11 protein-coding genes are annotated in these 18,786 nt (G+C 65.8%); 5 read left to right on the top strand and 6 right to left on the bottom strand.

The window, feature by feature from the left end:
- Positions 1–258: 258 nt before the first annotated feature.
- The gene (locus ACFWJX_RS01645) at positions 259–6,354 is read right to left on the bottom strand and encodes an AAA family ATPase (RefSeq protein WP_383235194.1); all 6,096 of its coding nucleotides are present in this window, start codon (positions 6,352–6,354) and stop codon (positions 259–261) included.
- A gap of 463 nt (positions 6,355–6,817) precedes the next feature.
- Here ACFWJX_RS01645 and ACFWJX_RS01640 point away from each other — a divergent pair, with 463 nt between their 5' ends.
- Positions 6,818–7,207, top strand: a complete 390-nt coding sequence (locus ACFWJX_RS01640) for a ribonuclease domain-containing protein (protein WP_383235191.1) — start codon at positions 6,818–6,820, stop codon at positions 7,205–7,207.
- Positions 7,208–7,843: 636 nt separating this feature from the next.
- Here the strand turns inward: ACFWJX_RS01640 and ACFWJX_RS01635 are convergent.
- Complete coding sequence (locus tag ACFWJX_RS01635) at positions 7,844–8,161, bottom strand: helix-turn-helix domain-containing protein (protein WP_383235188.1); 318 nt, start codon at positions 8,159–8,161, stop codon at positions 7,844–7,846.
- 523 nt (positions 8,162–8,684) lie between these two features.
- Between ACFWJX_RS01635 and ACFWJX_RS01630 the strand changes: the two genes are divergently transcribed.
- The gene (locus ACFWJX_RS01630) at positions 8,685–9,683 is read left to right on the top strand and encodes a tyrosine-type recombinase/integrase (protein WP_383235185.1); all 999 of its coding nucleotides are present in this window, start codon (positions 8,685–8,687) and stop codon (positions 9,681–9,683) included.
- Between the two features lie 150 nt (positions 9,684–9,833).
- On the opposite strand, the gene ACFWJX_RS01625 is transcribed toward ACFWJX_RS01630, so the two are convergent.
- From ACFWJX_RS01625 to ACFWJX_RS01610, 4 genes are read right to left on the bottom strand one after another with little or no spacing between them, the layout of a single operon-like run.
- Entirely contained in the window at positions 9,834–10,145 is a 312-nt protein-coding gene (locus ACFWJX_RS01625; protein WP_383235182.1) for a hypothetical protein, read from the bottom strand.
- Between the two features lie 44 nt (positions 10,146–10,189).
- Entirely contained in the window at positions 10,190–10,663 is a 474-nt protein-coding gene (locus tag ACFWJX_RS01620; protein WP_383235179.1) for a hypothetical protein, read from the bottom strand.
- On the bottom strand, positions 10,660–11,352 hold the full coding sequence (locus ACFWJX_RS01615) for a hypothetical protein (protein ID WP_383235176.1): 693 nt from the start codon (positions 11,350–11,352) through the stop codon (positions 10,660–10,662). The genes ACFWJX_RS01620 and ACFWJX_RS01615 overlap by 4 nt, the downstream gene beginning before the upstream one ends.
- Before the next feature lie 45 nt (positions 11,353–11,397).
- Positions 11,398–12,318, bottom strand: coding sequence for a hypothetical protein (locus ACFWJX_RS01610; RefSeq protein ID WP_383235173.1), 921 nt, complete (start codon positions 12,316–12,318; stop codon positions 11,398–11,400).
- A 196-nt stretch (positions 12,319–12,514) separates the two neighbouring features.
- On the opposite strand from ACFWJX_RS01610, the gene ACFWJX_RS01605 reads away from it, so the two are divergent.
- The 3 genes from ACFWJX_RS01605 (at position 12,515) to ACFWJX_RS01595 (ending at position 18,786) form a co-directional block, all read left to right on the top strand.
- Positions 12,515–15,586 carry a Tn3 family transposase gene (locus ACFWJX_RS01605; protein WP_383235170.1) on the top strand — a complete coding sequence of 1,024 codons (3,072 nt, stop codon included), beginning with the start codon at positions 12,515–12,517 and terminating at the stop codon, positions 15,584–15,586.
- A gap of 684 nt (positions 15,587–16,270) precedes the next feature.
- Positions 16,271–16,702, top strand: a complete 432-nt coding sequence (locus ACFWJX_RS01600) for a hypothetical protein (RefSeq protein WP_383235167.1) — start codon at positions 16,271–16,273, stop codon at positions 16,700–16,702.
- Positions 16,703–16,776: 74 nt separating this feature from the next.
- Positions 16,777–18,786, top strand: coding sequence for a hypothetical protein (locus ACFWJX_RS01595; RefSeq protein ID WP_383235164.1), 2,010 nt, complete (start codon positions 16,777–16,779; stop codon positions 18,784–18,786).

The following is an 18,786-nucleotide window of genomic DNA, read 5'->3' as shown; positions in this document are numbered from 1 at the left end:
GGCAGTTCTGGCCTTATCGCTCGGTGTCCTTCTGTCCGCGTTCAGCTTTGCATGGGGCGTCGTTCTGCGGCTGCTCCATGAACCGGCAATCCATTGCTCATGGTGGTGCCGTGGCAGGCAGCGGCACAATTTTGCTCACCGTCGCCGTGATCATGTTGTTCCCCGTCACAGAGGATCTCGACATGCCCACGATGCTGCCACCCCCGCATCGGGGTGCTCCCTGAGAGCGCTGGATGGCGGCCTGACCCAATCGGCTTGTCAGGCGTCTGTGACCAGTTGCTTGCGACTGGTCTTCGTCTCTTCGGGGCGACCCTTCCGTCTGCTGGCAGGCAATGTTCGAGTCACCGTCAGGGTTCGCTTCAATTCCGAAAATACGCTGCTGAGTTCGGCGTAACCCGTCTCACTCAATTGAACCTGCCATGCTTCGGTGCAGGTCACGTGCCGTGGTGGCTGGTGGCTGAGCTGTCCCCGGACCAGCAGCACCGTGCGTGCGCGCCACTGACCGTCCTCTCCCCTCCAAGTGAAGAGTTCGCGTGGGTCATGGTGCCATCCAAGTTCGGCGCCGACGACCGGATGGAGCGCGAGCCATTCTCTGTGCCGAGCGTCCGTCCAGTCTTCGTAGCCGTGGACGACCAACTCCTTGTCCGCCCAGTCGAGGCTGCGACTGGCCGGGTACCGGTCGAATTCGGCGTGGAAGGGTTCCCAGGCTCGGCGCTTGGGGAGGTGAAAGGCTGCATTGAGCACGTCGCTGTGAGTTGTGTGGACACCGCGTGCTTCTTCAGGTCTTCCCCATTCCAGGCTGCGCCACTCTCCATGTTCGGCCAGCACGTAGGGTTTGGCCTCGGCGTATGAACGAAGGTACTCATCCACGGCTGTTCCTGCTTCGGCGCACCAGTTGTCGACGTCGTAGGAGGAAGTTCCTTCTGGTCTCCAGATCGGCGGCAACCATGCTGGGAGCGGCTGCGGCTCAACGGTGACGATTTGCTCGTCTACGAAACCGAAGTAATAGGTAGGAAGTGACGGCGGGTCGCCCAGCGCGCATGCGTCAAATAGCTCACCTAGTACGGAGCCGAGGGCTCGGCGGCCGGCCATGTACGCCCACGGGCGATAGCTGTGGCGCTGCTGACGTGAGGTGAGACGTTGTGCGTGAGCGTGATGTCCTCCCTCGGTCCAGCGATCCGTGTTGAACCTGGCGACCGAGGCGGCCCGGTGGAGTACCGCCGATGCCTCCAGCCCGGAGATGCCGGAGAGCATCTGTAGAGCTACGTCGAACGGGCCGAGCATGTGACGTGGGTTGTGAGGATCCAGGTGCGGGGTCCCGTGCCGGTCCTCTTCCGGGACCGTGCGTTCGGGAAGAGGTGGAAGCGTCAGGCCATACGCGGCAGGACGGGCTCGGCGCGGCGGCTTCTCCAGCCCAATGTCGTACAGACGGGCGAAACGGCGAGCGAGGTCTCGGGAGATGCCGTCGGTCTCGGTGGCAGCGACCTGCAGGGCGGCGACGAGTTCGGCGGACACGTCGGTTGCCCGTTCGCCTTCGGGTGTGGTGATCAGGGTGAGCAGGGCGGCCTCGCATGCCCATCCGCCTTGTGTGATGGTGTCGGCGAGAAGGGTCTGGATCACGGGCTGGTGGCGGGTGCTCAGCAACTGAAGTGCCCGTCGTGCGCCGAAGTCGAGAGATCGGACGGGGTGGCCGAGATACAGCGCAACCCATCGTGCCAGCGCCTCGACGGCCGGGATCGCTGCTGCTGGAGGTGCGGGGATGTCCGTGGTCTCGGTGGTAGGGGGTGCTACCTCATCGAGGTAGGCCTCGATGTCGGGCCAGGCTCGGGCGACGGTTCCTGGTTCTGTGACCAGTTGGGTGATTTCTCGGATGTCGTCGGGCGACAGCTGCGTGGACAACGACCCGGTGATGAAGGCGTTGGCGAGGTCTTGTCGGGCGAGTCGCACGAGGGTGGGGTGCCGGTAGCGGAGTGCGGCGTGGAGGATGGCCAGCCTGGTTCCCCCGTCGTGGTAGCGCATCCATCCATAGGCCGGGGTACGGCTGAGCGCGTCCTTGAGGGCGGCCGCGGCCCTGACGGGTTCGCCGGATTGTGCAGCCAGCGCTGCCAGTCTGCCCAGTGCTGATCCTGAGAGGCGCAAGCGCCCGGCTTGCTCCAGCAGAGCACGGGCCTGGGCCGGAGTCGTGGAGGTGATGGTGGCGGTTGCCTGCTCGACGGCCTGGTCCCAGCCTTCCGGCGGGGGTTCTGCAACTGTTGCCGCAGTTCGAAGTGCCGTGAGCAGGCTGCCCAGGGTCTGGACGCCCGGTGGAGCATCTCGAGTATCCGTAGGCGTCTCTTCGATGGCCTCTTCGTGGATTGTCTGTTCGGTGACGTCCCGGTTCAATTCCTTGACGGTCCAGAGTTGCTGGGCTCGCTCCAGCGCCGTCACAGCGTCGGCGGCAAAGCTCTCCGTCCTGCGGGCCAGTACGGTTTTGGCGATTTCCTCAGTCGGCTCGAGCGTGATCGGGAACAGCAGATGGACCGCGACAGCGGTGCTGTCCGCCACAGAAATGTCTGGGTGCTGGCAAGCGGCCAGCACCACGGCCTGGACAGCGTCGGTTTCGCTGAGCGCTCCCGTTGTGCACAGCCACTCAGCCAAGCCACAGGCTAGAGAGGGGTCACGGGCAAAGGCCGAAGCGATGACCTTTTCCGCGGCGCTTGAGGCATGACGGCCTGAGTCGGCGGCGGAGATACGCGAAGCGTAGGTGAGGACCGTCGTGGTGAACTGAGAAGGGGACATGTCTCCCTCATCTGCAGCGGTGACCAGCCAGTCGAGCCACTCCACGAGTTGCCGGTCATGATCGCTCGCGTCGATACCGAGCGACGTGTCTACCGCGCAGCGAGTCGCTTGCCGGGCTGCCTGTTCGTCGCCAGCGAGCGCCCAAGCTCGCGCTTGCGCCAGCCACAGTGACACCCTGTCGTGCGGTTCGGAGGACCAGCCGTTGATCACCGCATCGAGCCGTTGAAGCTGGTCCACGGCCCATGAATGGGCGTCGGAGTGAGTTTTGAGAGCGGCCTCGATGACGGCCTGCTTGCGCTCGGGGGCCCAGTAGACGGTCCGTTCTTCGCTCGCCCAGGCTGTGTCAAACCGCGACACCAGGCGTTGCAGTCCGGCGCTGCCGTGCTGTTTGGCCGCGAGGTCAACTAACCTGCCGAAGAGCTCAAGAGCAGCGTCGCGAACGATGTACCAGCCTGTCCAGTCACGGGTCTCCTCGGATGGTACTTCGAGCAGGCGGATGATCGGATCCGCCTGTGCTGGTACATCGGGCGGGTCTCCGAGACCGGCGGAGGCAGCAAGTCGCTGTCCCTCCATCTGGGCCAGGACGCGCAGTGCTCGCCGGAAACGCTCGTTGCCGGCCTCCCGCGATGTCCAGTCTGAGGTCGGCATGGGGTCCGACTGTGTCGGATCCGGATGGACGTGCCGGAGTCTGTTGAGCCCGATCAGCGTCCGGAAGGGGGCGAGGCCTTCTTGCCCGGATACGGTGGATGGCCAGGCAACGGCGGTGCCGGGGGGCACGAGTTCATCGATTTCGGGCGCGCTGTTGAAGCCGTTCTGGACGAGCAGTTCGGCGGTGGCGATCCGGATGCTCAGGTGTACAGCAGGGGCCGAGCCGTTGGCCGGCAGCTCCTCATCGTCCTCCTCGTCCGCGTCCCCTTCTTCCGCGTTGATGGCGATGATTTCGCGCGCCCATCGCAGAAGCTCGGTTCGCGCTCGGTCTTCTGATGCGGCCTGGGCCCGCATGTAGCGGGCTCGGGCGCGCCAACTGGGCGTGGCCTCGGCATCGATCACGGCCGTCAAGGCGTCGAGGGCCGCCTCGTCACGGGTCTCGATGAGGAGATCGAGGCAACGTGCATGAACGAAGCTACGACAGCTGATCGTGCTCGCCTCGCGTTCCAGCCGGTCCCGCTGCTCTCGGAGCAGCGTTCGCCGCGAGGACCTCGCTGCCTCGTCATCTGCCGGCCCTTCTGGTACTTCGGTGCTGAGTGCCGACTCATTCTCGTCGTCTGGAGGATGGGGAAGTTGGTGGTCGAGTTCGACCAGTACCGCGTCGAGACCGGAGAGGTTCCATGTCACTTCGGCCCAATCGGCAACCGCGTCCGGCGACGGATCTTCTTCGCCGGCGATTCCGGCCAGGCCACCGCAGGCACCCAGGATTCTCTGGACCGCATCCACGTTGCCGCTGTTGACAAAGGTCACGGCATGGGCAAGAGCCGCCTTCCGCGTGATCCGCAGTCGTCCGCCCCGGGCGATGTGGTCCAGAGCCAGCCGTGAGTCGAAGGCATGTACCGCGACCGCAAGAGGCTCGTTCTCCAGGACCATCTCGCGCAGCCGAAGTTCGCTGAGGAACACCAGCATGCGCAGAAAGGCCTGCGAATCGTCCAGCAGGTTAGCGGAGCGCAGCGCAAGCAGCGCGTGATCTCGGACCGTGGCCAGGGGCCGCAGATCGATCAGAGACTGCCGCAGCCTTCGCGGCGTGGCAAGAGCCAGTACGCGGTCGTGCTGACCGCCAAGAAAAAGGTGTACGACCGCTTCGTCTTGATACAGGCTCCACTCGGCCCCTGAGTTCGCGCACACGTCGGCAAGTTGCATATGGAGCCCGCGTTCACGCTCCTCCTCAGCCATGCCGACGACGTGAGCCGTGGCGTCTGCGAGATAGCGTCGGAAGCTGTTGTGGATGAAGCGCCAGTCATCACCGGCCGTGTGGAAGAACGTTGCAGCTTGATCGGCGAACGCGGAAATTGCATGCTGGTCGGCCCAGGTCGATAGCCAGCGCAGGTTCACCGGTACGCGCAGGCGCGCGACCATGCCCAGCAGGTCGAGAACTTGCCGGTCTTCTCGCATGGCTTGGAAGTAGCCGCGGTATCGCGCGGCGACATCGCCGCCGTAGCGCGATGCGTCAGCGAGCAGATTGTCCGCCAGCTGACGTCGCGCTACTTCGTCGGGTTCGCCGGCTTCCAGCGCGCCGAGTTCCTGCAAAAGGTAGGTGAGGGCGAGGGGGTGCCCTTCACTGGCGTCGACGACCTTGGTCATCTGACCCGGATACAACCAGTCTCCATGGCCAGCTGCCTTGGTGAGGTACTCGATTTCCTCGGCGGACAGCGGAGGCAGGATCGCGATGCGGTCCTCTTCCTCCAAGGCAGCCTGCACCGGCGGCGGGAGAATGCTTGTGGTCTGGGTGCCGAGGATGATGAAGACGCCATCGGGCAATGCCGCTGGGTTGGGGAGTTCTTCCAGCAGAGAACGCGTCGGGTTCTGCTCCCGCGGGATGTGATCGAGGCCGTCCACGACGATGATGGTCCGTTCGCCGCGTGTCGCCCATCGTTGACCCGCCTGATCGAGCTGGTCGCCCAGCACGAAGCGCTGGGTACGCAGATCGTTGCCGATTCCGTGTCGATACAGACCGCTTTCCTGCAGAGCGAGAGAGACGTCGTGCAGGAAACTATCGGCTTCTCCCCTGCTACTGAGAGGGTCGGGTGCGTCGGGCACGAAGGCGTAGTAACGCGCCACATGTCCTTGCATCTTCAGGCTGGCCAGCAGTGTTGACTTGCCGGAGCCGGCTGGGCCGACCAGTGCCAGGTATCCGCCCGACAGACGCTGCAGCCGGCCCTCCAGAGCCTGGCGGGCCACCTCGTTCGTCGTGTACACCGTCGGGACCGGGAACTGGTGGGGATGGCGGAACCGCAACCGGTCCTGCCAGCCCAGGCGCTCCATCAGCTGGTCACGACTCAACTCCACGGGCTGTGCCGGGTCCCGCACGATCTCCTGAAGAGTGTGCGCCAGGTGTGCAACCTCACCGTCAGTCGGTTCGTGATCAGGACGGAGGAGAGGATCTCCGAGCAGGAGACCGAACCTCAGTTCCAGGTCACCCACGAAGGCAACGAAATCGCCATCGCTCAGCTTCGTGAGCGTGCGTAGCGCCTCCCAGACCGGCGCCCAGTCGACAACTTCCGGAAGCTCGGCCAGATCGCTCCACCGCACCGTTCCTTGCGCGATCTCCAGCCGTACTGGCTCAAAAGAGCGCGCCAGAAATGTGGCCAGACTGCGAGTGCCGGTGGCCGTGGCGCGAGCAATGGGGCCCGCACCCCTCGCTTGCGCGCTCGACGCGTGATTGTTCGTGCACAGGTGGACGGACAGAGGCTCCGGAGCGGACGTCCGCAACCGCATCCATGCGGCCGCAAGCTGTGTCAGCAAACCAGGCTTTTCGCCCTCTCCGCTCGTCAGGTCACTCCATGTGAACGACCCGGCAGGCTGCGACCACTTCACCTGCAATGCGTGGCGTCGCGGCCCCGACTTGAACTGGAAATCATCAGCCACGCCGGCTTCTGGATCCGCAACCCGGATCCACTCCAACGTCGGGAGTTTGGCAAGTACCACACGAGCAGCCAGACCGTATTGGCCGCCGAAACCCACGACGGCCGCTACCTCACCCCTGCTCGGCTGCAACAGAACTCCCTGCTCATACTGCGACAGGCTCTCAGTATGGCCTGGGCACCATCCCCTTCGCACAGCCGAGCGGCGCACGAGATCAGCGAGGCCTCACCCGAGAGCACCCAGCACCTGCTGAACCAGCGCACGCCAACCCCAAGGTGTGTGCACCGACGCTGGCCTGGAGAACGAGCAGCTCCAGGCTCGAGTCACCAGGGGGCACACCAGCATGTGGGGATGAGATGGTGACGCGGAGTCGCAAGTTAACTCCGCGAAAACTCATCGGACTTGACGGGAAAATCTCCGAAGTTGTCATTGACATGCCACTGTCTACGCGCGTCATCATGAGGCCATGAGATTCCCCCCACGGATCACTCGCATCGGCGCCGCAGCCGCCGTCCTGTCCGCTCTCCTCGTCGGCGGAACCGTCGCCACGGCTTCCCCCGCGGCCGCCGCGGTCGGCAGCATCTGCTACAGCGACCTGCCCTCCCAGGCGTACGACACCCTGGACCTGATCGAGCAGGGTGGCCCCTACCCCTACTCGCAGGACGGGACCGTCTTCCAGAACCGGGAAGGCGTCCTGCCCAGTCAGTCCTCTGGCTACTATCACGAGTACACCGTGATCACGCCGGGCTCCTCCACGCGCGGTGCGCGCCGCATCGTCACCGGTGAGGAGAACCAGGAGGACTACTACACGGCCGACCACTACGAGTCCTTCGACCTGGTCAACTACGGCTGCTGAATTCCCCCACGCATCAGCCCGAGGAACGGCGCGACCCGCTGAAGGTCCGGCAATGCGCTCAGCCAGGCCTTCAGCATCCGGCGGCGACCGACACGCACTCTGAACAGCTTGGTGCGTTCCCGAGCCGGTGATGCAAGCCCGCCTTGCCGGAAGGCCTCAGCCACGCCGTGAGGCGGGTCCGTGCGACAGCTGTACGGCTCGACCCCGGCGGAATCCAGCACCGCAGAACTCCTCGCCCCGCGCACCCCCCACGCTCACACATCGGGCGCGGGGCGAGGCACGTTCTGCCGTAGTCCGCGCCAAGTCGGCTTCGGCGCGTCCCATTTCCACGTCGCTTCCCAGCGCGACCGGATGGACCACGCGGTCCTACCGCCTGCTACGGAAGGCCCGTGACACCGCCGGGCGGATGACGCGGCCGTTGAACGTCGCGGGCGGCAGGCGCGGTTGAGCGAGGAGCAGAACGCCGATCGGTGAACTCTTGATTTGCGCGTCACGTGTTCCTGCCAGGCCCTGACCCCATTGCGGCGAGGCCGAACGTCACGCCTGCGGCGATCACGGGCCCGCGGCCCAGGGCAGTCGGCACTGCGGCGGTGAGCGGGCCCAGTTCGAACTTGCAGTTCGCTACTGGTCCGCTTTTCAGCCGTCGCTGACATCGCTCGTGGACGGTCCCGCGGGGCGGGAGTCGTTCGGTTGCTCAGTCTGCGTCTTGTCGGCTGCCTGAGAGACTTCTTCGAACAGCTTGGCCGGCGCTACGTTGAGGCCGGAGGCGATGCTCAGGATGGTCAACACACCTGGATTCCGCCGCCCGTGTTCGATGTAAATCAGTCCGCGAAAGCTCAATCCGCTGCGTTCGGCGAGCTTCTCCAGGCTGTAGCCGCGCTCTTCTCTGAGACGCCGGATTTGCATTCCGATGGACACAAGCCGCGGATCCGGCAGCGATTGACTTTTGGGCACACGGTGACTCGACCGTTACACCATCAGGGCGCACCATGAACAACTGTGCATAACTACTGGGCGTAGCGGAAAGCCTCGTTCTGGCCGCACCCCGACCGACACCACTCACACCAGTTACACGAGATGCGATCCGTCTCAGAAGCCGTCACCTAGATGAACCTCCGGCATCCCCTCGAACCAGGGCAGCGGGCCCTCACAGGGGCTCGGCGACTGGCACACGATGCAGCAGCAGTTCCGATCCACGGGCGGAGACTTGAGCAAGCCAACCGAGCCGTTCGATCGCTGGCACAAGAGATATCCCAAACCCGAACATGGCGACGTGCCGTGCCGATGCGGTACCAGGAAACGCCCCCTGTACCCGTCCGCAGATCACGGACGCGGGCGACGGTGGCAAGCCCGCTACACAGGCATTGACGGCAAAGAGCGAAGAGCCTGCCTGGCTACATGGCAGGAAGCACGCCATTGCCTGAACGCAGCGCTGGCCGACATCGACAGGCAGAGATCCCCAAGTGCTCATGACGGCATGCGCGTTGAATTTTACGCGGCCCAAATAATAGAAAGAAAGCACAAAAGGAAGAAGAACGCCAATACCACCGATGCATACGACGGGCATTTCCGCAACCATATTCTTCCGTACGCCGGGAAGCGTCGGGCCGGCAGCCTGTCTCGCCGGGACTCCGCATCCTTTGTCGACTACCTCCTCGACAAGCCCGGCATCAACTCACCCCGTACGGTCGTCCAGATCTTCAAGACCTGGCGCATCCTCATGCACTACATGCTCGACGAGGACGTCCCGCTCCCCTCCAACATCGTCGCGCGGATCGAACTCCCGAAGGTCACCCCGCGCGTCAAGGTAGCGCTGTCGTCCGGGCAAGTTGCGGCCGTCGCCGCAGCCATGCGGCAGGTCGCGCCCCGCTATGAGGTCTTGATCTGGCTCGGGGCGTGCGCCGGCCTGCGCCAGGGTGAAGCGTTCGGGCTGAGGCGCAGTCAGGTGGTCTGGGACGACCGGCTGCTGCGCATCGTGGAGCAACGGCAGCGCGGCAAAGCGGTGCCCCTCAAGACCCGCGCGAGTTACGCAACTTTACCGGTGGACCATTTCCTGATTGACCAACTGGCCCAGCATGTGGCCCGATTTCCCGGACGAAGCACCGCTGTGGGGCACGGTGAGCCCGGAGGCCAGGAGGTGGGTCGCGTCGGGGCGGCGGATGAGGAACTGATCGTCACAAACCGGTCGGGCCGCCCCGTCCTGCCAAGCGATTTCTACCGCCGGTGGCGAAGTGCTGTACTGCAGGCCGGACTTCCGGAACGGACTCGCTTCCACGACCTCAAGCACTTCTACACCAGCACACTCGGCTCTTCCGGAAAGCACGACCCGAAGACCGTGCAAGCACTTTCCCGGCATGCCGTGTTCTCCGAGACCTGGGACACCTACGCCCACCCGCCCTTGGCGGCGGAGGAGGTCACGGTCACTGTGTTCGGAGCCGCATTCTCAGGAGTCGTCGGCATCGACTGGGCTGTGTGAAGATCCTGCCCCCTGAAGCTCGCTGCGAACACAGTCTCGTCGGAGCTGCCACATTGTGGGAGCCCAGTCTTGAACGAGGGCTGGTAGCGACCGCACGAGCCTGCGGCAGACGGTCAGGGAGCGTGCTCTCGAATGTTGTCGGCGCGGTGGTCATCGACGTTCACCCGATGTCGAGGGCCTCGGGTGGTCGGGGTGGTAGAAGCCGGTGATGCGGTAGCGGAGCTGCTGGTACTGGACGTGGAACCCCATGACCCACGGTTCGGCCAAGTCGTCCACGACGATGAGTCTGGGGTCGGTGCGGGTGGTGGGCCGATGCAGGGGCATGGGCACTGGTACCGGGCATTCGCCGTACGGGGATTCGGCGTAGAAGGCTCTGGCTGTCACCATGCGTCCCGCGAGTGCACCGGTGGGGTGGTACTCGGCGGGCACTTGCCGCAGGAGGCCGTCCAGTTCGATCGTCACAGTACGGTGGCGCCTTCTCGCCGGTCGGTTGTGTGGTTCCCAGGTCATCGGGTCACCGCCGGGTGTGCGGTGAGCGGGATGTCGTAGCGCATCCAGGACCGCATGGCGGTCGCGGTGTGGGGGTGTCCGGAGCCGAGAGCGCGATGTCTGTTGAAGGCCCAGCCCGTCACCTGTAGGAAGCTTCCGTGTCCTGTGCTGATGTCCATCTCCAGGTTGAGGAAGACAGGCCGTTTGGCCACCGCGAAGCTCTGCCAGGCGCGGTCCCAGCGGAACAGCTGGCCGAAGTCCGGGTCGTCCCACACCAGGAGCCGGTCAGTTCGGTGGGCGGCCCTGCAGTCGAGGATCCACAGGTCTGCGTGTGCCTCGCGGCCGGCGACTTCGGCGGGGGTGAGCGGCCGGGCTTGGATCTCGGCCCGTTTGCCGCAGCGCAGCATGCAGTCGGCTCTGCGGTTGCCGAGCGGGATCTCGGTGGCCACGCCCCAGTTCTTGATCTCTTTGTGCCAGGGAGACTCGGTCACAGGGCACTCGCGTAGCGGAGGAGTTCGGCGTCCTGCTCGTCCAGGCCGAGGGCCTGGGCCCCGACCTCAGCGAGGTAGTCGGCGAGGTTGAAGATGCCGGGAATGCTGTCGATGCCGACGACGAGCCGGTCGTAGCGCTTGAACAGGGCGAGCATGCGGTTGCCGCGGGTGCGGTGTTCCTTGGCGCCTTGGGCGGATTCCTTGGCTGCGCGGTCGAGCCGGTCGGCCTCCATGAACTCGCGCTCGGCAAGGGGAGGGAGGACTTCCATGACGCGGTCGAGATCTTCCAGCACAAGCTGCTGGGCCGTCTTCTCCGTCAGCTCGCCCCCCTGTCCGATCAGCACCTTCGCCACCACCGTCTCGTCGCCGGATCCGCCGCCGCGGAAGGGAGGAACCGGGACGTCATCAGGGCCTGCTGTTCCGGTCCCGCAGCCGGCGCCCTCGACAGTGGTGGCATCCGGTTCTGATCCGGAGGGGCCCGCGAGGGCGGCCTTACGGAGTTCCTTGAGAACCTTGTGGAACGAGGTGGTGCACATCGATCTCACCGCGCGGTCGACCACTGGGCCGTATTCGGGCGAGAGGACTTTGATCTTCGACCGGACGATACCTTGCATCCGGTTGAGCTGCTCGGCTTCGTTGCCGCCCTGGTGGATACAGCGCAGGGCCTCCCGGTCGAGGACGTCGCGCACGGTGTTGGGGTACCGGCCTGAGGCGTGAGAGAGGGGCACGGGCTTCTACTTTCCGGAAGGAAGAAGTCGGATGGTGCGGGGACGCCTTTCCAGGACACGGTCGGCCCAGGAGACAACGGAATCGCGGATGGACTCGACGGACTGCCACACGTCGGGATCGTCTACGTGCGCGAAGTCATCGGGCCCCAAGAGGAGAATTTCCCGGCATTTGTGGGCCAGGCCGAAGTAGCGGATGGTCCAGTCGGACCGCGGGTCGCGCTCGTCTGCGCCGATCAGCTCACGGACCAGCTCTTCGTCAGGGTCAGGTGCCGGGCGCAGCTGCTCACGCACGTGGCGTTCGAGCTCCTGGTCCCGCAGCGCCTCGCAGACGGCCGGGTTCTGCAGGACGGCCAGGAGGGCTCCAGGAGTTTTCGTCAGCTCGGCGACGACGGCTTCTCGGACGTCTTCGCGGCTGAGCTGGGCGGCGATCTCGTCGAGCGTCTGGGTACCGCCCTCCGCTGGGTCCGCCAGGCCCACGGCTCTGCAGTACTCCGCAGCGTCGAGCACAGTCGGCCATCCCGCCCGCTCAGCGCCGGCCACTCTCCCCAGCAGCAGTCCGACCCGGCGCGCGTGCTCGGCCGGGTCGGTGACGCAGGCTGTGACCACGCAGGTCCACGGCACGTGAACGGTAGAGGCGGTGAGGCGTTCGCGAAGTCCCGCTCCCGCCAGCCGGGTCACGCGCAGGTACTTTTCCAGGGTGTGGGCTACATAGCCCAGTTGGCGAGCCAGCGGCTGAAGGGCGCCGACAGTGCCCAGGCCGGACTGCTCGACGATCTCGGCACAGACGTCGCCGAGGCCGAAGCGTGCCGCGAGCTGGGTCCGTGACGCCTGGATGTCCTGTGCTGCGAACGCTCTCGCGCGGGTGAGTTGTTCATCGGTGTAGCCGGGATCAGGGGTTCCGCCCGGCTCGATCCACACGTTCTCCATGGGCGAGGACGCTAGGAGTCCAGGACGCCCTCACCACGCGGGATCCACCCGGACAGCCGCGCCCCGGACCGGCCCAGGACCAAGATCGCGAAAATATGGGTTAAGGCGGATCCCCGTGTTCAGAGCGGTTTGACCTGGCCCGTTTGGCGGCCCGAACCTGCCCTCCCGTAGTTATCGGATCGTCGGAGGAGAGGCAATGGCAACCGCACAGAGGCGGCCCGAACACAGCGCGGGTTATCCGTCGTTGATCGAGGGGATCCCGGAGAGCGACTGGGCCCGTCTGCAGCTCGATGAAGGTGATCTGCGGCTGATTGGCAACAAGCGAGGCGAGCACAACCGGCTCGGCTTCGCCGTGCAGCTAACGGGCGTGCGTTACCTGGGCCGGTTCCAGACAGACATCGCGCGGATCCCCGACGATGTGGTGCTGCGCGTGGGCGAGCAGCTCGACGTGGCAGACCCTCTCGCCAAGATCAGGCTCTATGCGGACAACCCCGCCACCGTCCAGGCTCATGCCAGGGAGATCACGGACGAAGACGGCTGGACCTCCTTCCCGGAAGGAAGGCCCAGGCTCGCCGCACACCTGGAAGCCCGGCTGGAGATCACCGCGGATAGCCCGCGGATGATGACGCTCAACGCGTTGTCCTGGCTGCGGGAAAACCGGGTCCTGCTGCCCAGCCAGCCGACCGTGCGCGCTCTGGCCGTGGAGTGCTGCAACCGGGCCGAGGACGCTGTGGTGAAAAAACTCGGCGGGAAACTGACCCCTGCTCAGATCCGCACCATCGACCAGCTGATGGACGTACCGGCCGGCGAGCGCACCAGCCGGCTGGACCGGCTGCGCCACGGTGTCGGAGTGCCCTCGTGGACGAACTTCGCCAAGGCGCTGACGCGCGCGGAGGACATCCGTGCTCTCGGGTTCACCGGTGTGGACGTCTCCGACATCTCCGAGCGCAGACTCGCGCACCTGGCAGACCATGCCATGGCCGAGCGGGTGACCCGTCTCAAGCAGCAGAGCGGCAAGCGGGCTGCGGTGCTGGCAGCCGTCAAGCACCTGGAGAAGACCGCCCTGGACGATGCGATCGACATGCTCGACAAACTGATCAGCGGCCACTTCATCGCCCGGCCCAAGAAGTGGGCCGACAAGGTCCTCATCGACGCCTATCCGACGTTCGCTCCTGCCGGCACGCTGGCCGCGCACGCGCTGCTGGCCGTACTGGAGCTGGTGGCGGAACGCATCGACCGTGACACCGGCGAGATCGCCGACCCCCACACGGACACCGACTCCACACGGGCGGCGCTCGAGACGGTCGCCGACCGGCACAGCCTCACTCAGGCGGCCAAGATCTTCTTGAAGTACATGCCTGCCCGGGACTCCGACACCGACGAGGCCCGCCGTGCCAGAGCAGCGGAGCAATACCCGGCCGTACGCAAGCTCGTACCCGTTCTTGCCGGCAGAGTGCCCTTCGGCGCAACCCCTGCCGGACACCTGACGCTCACCGCTCTCCATACCCTGCCGCTCCTCCTGGACCGTGAGGAAGCCGGGTCCGACGACATCGACGCCACCCTGCTCAAAGGCTCTTGGGCTCGCCTGGTGCACGGCGGCCCGGGAACGTCCTCGGACGCCGTGAATCTGCCTGCGTACGCCCTGTGTGTGCTGGAGACCCTCTATCGGCAGTTGTGCAAGCGGGAGATCTTCGTAGACGGATCCTTCCGCTGGTCAGACCTACGCACGGCTCTCCTGTCGCAAGAAGAATGGGAACAGTTCCGCCAGCGCCTGCTCACCAGCCTCGGCTTGCCCGACAGCCCCGCCGCATACCTCGATCAAGTCCGCACCCACCTCCATGCCGATCTCACCCAGATCGCCTCACGGCTACCCGATGGGGCTCAAGTCCGCCTTGCCGACGGGAACTTGAACCTGCCGAACAGCCAAGCGCAGCGTGCCTCCAAACTGAGCCGGCAGGTGGAGAGCATGCTCCCCAAAGTGGAGCTCCCCCAGGTGGTGCTAGAGGTACTGCGTCGCACCGGCGGCGTTACCGCGTTCACCACCCGCAACGGCGAGTCTGCCCCCTACACCGAGTTCGAGCTGTCGGTGGCCGCCGTGCTGGTCGGACAGGGGTGCAACCTTGGACTCGAAGCAGTCGCCAGCGACAAGGAAGCCCTGAAAATCGACCGGCTCGACGGTGTCAGCCGCACCTATGTCCGGGCCGAGACGATCGAAGCCCTCAACACCCTCATGCTCCAGGAACAGGCCGGCATCCCCGTCGCCGGTCAGTGGAACGGAGGGCAGCTCGCCTCCGTGGACGGCATGCAGTTCGTCATCCCCACACCGCAGCCGCCCCTGCGCATCGCCCCCGAAGGGAACACGGAACTCTCCTGGATGACCGTGCTCACCGAGCAGGCCATCCAACTCTCCGGCCGTATGGTCAGCGGCAGACCCAGCGCCGCGCTGGAGGCACTCAGCACCCTCACCGCACACCGCAGCCAGACCACCACCCCCGACGCCGGACACCCCGACGCCATCGTCGCCGAGGCCGGGACCCACGAGGACCTGGTCTTCGGCCTCCTGACCCTGTCCGGCTACTCCTACCAGCCGGCCCCGCACCAGATCCAAGACACCAGGCTGTGGCGCATCGAGAAGGCAGCGGACTACGGGCCCCTCCAAGACGCGACACGGCGACGCATCGACCTCGCACCGGTCGCCGAACACTGGGACGAGATCCTGCGCGTGATCGGCTCGATCCACTACGGCACCATCACTGCGCACACCGCCCTGCGGGTCCTCACCCGCAACGGCAAGCCCACCAGCCTCGGAGCAGCGATCGCCGCCTTCGGACGCATCGCGAAGACCCGCCATCTGCTGCGCCTCTACGACAACCCTGATTTCCGACGCCGGATCGAGGCCCAGAGCCGCCTTCACAAGGAGCGCCACGAACTCGCCAAGCGCATCTGCCACGGACTCGACGGCCCCTTCCCCGAGTACTACCCCGGTCTCGAAGACCGGCTCGGCGCTCTCGGTCTCGTGCTGAACTGCGTGGCCCTCTTCAACACGATCTACATCCAGAAGATCCTCGACAAACTGCGCGCGCAGGGTCAGGTCATCTTCGAGAACGAGATCCGCCAGCTCTCCCCGCTGATCCACCGCCACATCAACATGCGCGGCCGGTTCCACTTCGAGTTGACCACCGAGAGCATGTTCGTGATCCCCGGCCCGGGGCCCGTCACTACCGCTGACGGCCTCTCCATCAACGGGCCCGGCGTAGAAGTCCGCTGAGCAGCACCCGCCTCCCCGTACCCGAGCCGGCGCCTCCCAGAGGCGCCGGCTCCCTCATGCCCGCCCATGGCCGTGTGCCCCGCAATGCGGTGCTGGTCGCACCAACGCCACGTCAACTTCGCAACGCCCTGGCCCAAGAACCTCCATAGCCACTGTCGCGCTCACCCGGCCGTGGCCTCTGAACAGCGGATTCGCCCCTTAACTCATCTCTTAGCGATCTTGGTCTCCGAACGGCGAAATGCCTCGCCATCAACGACGTGGCTCACGCATCGTCTCTACCCCACCAAAGAGGACCCTCACCGCTTCCCCGCCCGAGCGATGAAGCCCGTGGCCCACACGCCCCATTCGCCGCTCATTCACCATCGCCTAGCCGACCCCCGAGGCTCACATCCGCCCACTGCGCCCACTTCCAGACAATCACCGAAAGCAATCCATTGGCCAAATAACCTCGTAACTCACCCAACAGCAGCCCGTTTTGCTGGGGTTTCCGCTACCTGATCTCACACGCGCCTCACCACACCCACGAGCACTGACCGGTTCCGACCAGTTCAGAATTACGTGTTCAGATGTGTGGCAAATGCGTTCGATTGCCGACTCGTGAACAGACATCCACCCTGATGTGTCGAATATGCCGCCGACCTCTGCGCGCCTCGGCGAGCAGGGGATATGACCATGGGGGACGCGTTGGACATCATGCAGGTCGCAGGTGTGGGGGCCGGAGCACTGGTCTCTGAGATGGCCAAGAGCACGTGGGATTCCGTGCGAGCCGCTGTGGCCCGGCTCTTCGGGCGCGGCGGAGAGGAAAGCGCCACGCAGGAGCTGCGGTTGATCGACGCGGCGCGGCAACGGCTCGTCGACAGCTCCGAGAGCGAGCGCGGATCGGTGGAGGACCGGCTACGGAACGAGCTGATGATCCAGCTGGCGGCGTTCCTGCAGAAGCATCCGGACGCGGCGCAGGATCTTCAGAACCTGGCTGACCAGGCCAAGGGAGCCGACGACGGTGACGGGGCGCGGACGAACGTGCACCACAACACCGAGAGCATGGTCGTCGTCTCCGGCGGCGACATCAACGCCTCGGGGGGCTTCCACTACCGCGCTCCGGAGCAGAGCCGGTGAGCGAGGGGACCTTCCCGAGGGCTGTCCCTCCGGCGCCCCCTCCGCCTGTCGCCCCGCCGACGCCCGGCCAACAGGTGCAGATCCGCGACAACCAGAACGCGAAGATCATTGTGGCCGCGGGCTCCGTCACGATGACGAGCAAGCCGCCGCTGCCGGTCACCGACGTCCCGCAGAGCGAACTCGACGCGGTACGCCTGGCGTGGGTGGAGCTGAGCGTGCGAGACGAAAGGGTCCGGACGGCATCTGACGCGATCGAGCGGCTCACCGGGGGCGGACCTCGGATGGCCGTCGTCGCCGGCCCTCCCGGATACGGCAAACGCGCTGCCGGGATCAAGGCGTTGTGGGAGGTCTCGCAGGCAGAGGAGCGCTCCCGGGGCAAGGCGCTGGAACTCCAGGCGATTGCACCTGACTGGGAACGGCCCGGGCTCCCGGACATCGCCGAGATGCCCGACGAGCCGGGACGGTGCTACCTGCTGGATGTGGCCGCGGAGATTCGCTCCTGGCACAAGCCCGGCCTCGTCGCCCAACAACTGGTGGCTTACGCCGAGCAATTGAAGTTCTCGGGCTCCTTCCTCGTCGTGATCACCGACGAACACGGGTGGCCCGAGGGCGTGTCGGGAGCCGTCGCCGGCGTCGTCGCCCGCGCCACGGCCCGGCCCTCCCCGCACCGCGTGGCCAGGTCACACCTCGAGTACCTGCACCGCCTGCCGGACAGAATCCGCTGGCTCGACACCGCGTCGGCGGTGGAAGGCCCGGCAGGCGAGGCCGGGCAACTGCTGACCGACAGCAGCCGTCCCGACGATGCCGCCCGACTGGCCGCCGAGCTCGCCTGCGCGGAGAACTCCCCAGAGGGCATCAAGAACGCCCTGAGCTCCTTCCGGGAGTGGCGAACCGATGTAAAGAACGTCTTCACACAGACCGAGAACAGGCCCGACGACCGCGCCCTGCTCATCGCCTCGCTGTTCCTCAACGGCAAGGACGCGCTCACCATCCAGAACAGCGCCCGAACACTGCTGGGCGAACAGCCGGAGACGAACGTCCGTACCATCCTGACCGGGCCCGATCTGACCACGCGGCTGACGAAGATGGGTGCTGAGGTCAACGGACGGACGGTCTCTCTCGATCACAAATCTGGATACGCCCGTGCCGTCCTGCTCCACCTGTGGCAGCAGCGGGCCGACATCCACCCCCACTTGTTGCAGTGGCTGGACACCATCACCGCGCCCAAGGGGCCGGGGGCGGACCGACTGGCCGCGATCGGCGACCTGCTGGTCGAACTGGCCGTCGCGGAGAACGACATCCGCGTCGTCAAGCAGATCCACGCCTGGATCGACAAGGGCGCCGACAGCACCGAGCATCGCGAGTTGATCGCCCGTGTCCTGACCGTCGCTGCCGAGGCGGACACGCTGGGAGTCCAGGTCCGTGCTCTGCTGCTGGAATCGGCCCAGGACGAATCGGAGGCCGTCGCGACCGTGGTCGCGCTGGTCTGCCAGGGCGAGTTCGCCGAGCACTACCCACGTCAGGCCCTCGTCCGCCTGCGGCACATCCTCGACCGGTCACAGACAGACGACGCCGTACGGACAGCGCAGGCGGCGCTGCGGGACATCGCTGCTCGCGACGGCCAGCTGCCACGGGTGTGGAGCACAGTCATCAAATGGGCCACGGAGAAGAAGACCCTGGCGGGCTACCGGGCCTTCCTGTCGCTGCTGGATCCACGGGTGGATCCATACGTTCTGCAGGTCATGCTGGCGGCGGCCGAACGGAAGGAGGACGTCAAGCAAGCGCTCCTGGACGGCTGGAACGCGGCCTTGGCCGACACGCGGGTCGAGGCCGAATGCCGGCAAGTGCTGACCGCCTGGGCCGAGGCGCGGAACGCAGCGGACATGCCGTTCGAGCTCCTGACGGACCTCCTCAACCAGATCATGCTGGGCCACCTGGTCGCCTCTCCGGTTTCTGCGCTCATCTTCGGCGAACCCGGAGTCGCCGACGGCGCGGCGGTCGTCGAACTGCGCAAGGACCTCCGGCTGCCCCCGGCGCTGTCGTCTCTGCTCGCAACGCGCGAGCACGCTTCGGCGGAGTCCTGA

Source organism: Streptomyces sp. NPDC058335, from assembly GCF_042723915.1.
GTDB lineage: Bacteria > Actinomycetota > Actinomycetes > Streptomycetales > Streptomycetaceae > Streptomyces.
This window is presented reverse-complemented; position numbering and strand designations above follow the sequence as displayed.

Coding starts and splice junctions, on each gene's coding strand:
- ACFWJX_RS01630 (WP_383235185.1), top strand. CDS start 8,685: ATGCGCGTTGAATTTTACGCGGCCCAAATAATAGAAAGAAAGCACAAA.
- ACFWJX_RS01605 (WP_383235170.1), top strand. CDS start 12,515: ATGGCAACCGCACAGAGGCGGCCCGAACACAGCGCGGGTTATCCGTCG.
- ACFWJX_RS01640 (WP_383235191.1), top strand. CDS start 6,818: ATGAGATTCCCCCCACGGATCACTCGCATCGGCGCCGCAGCCGCCGTC.
- ACFWJX_RS01610 (WP_383235173.1), bottom strand. CDS start 12,318: ATGGAGAACGTGTGGATCGAGCCGGGCGGAACCCCTGATCCCGGCTAC.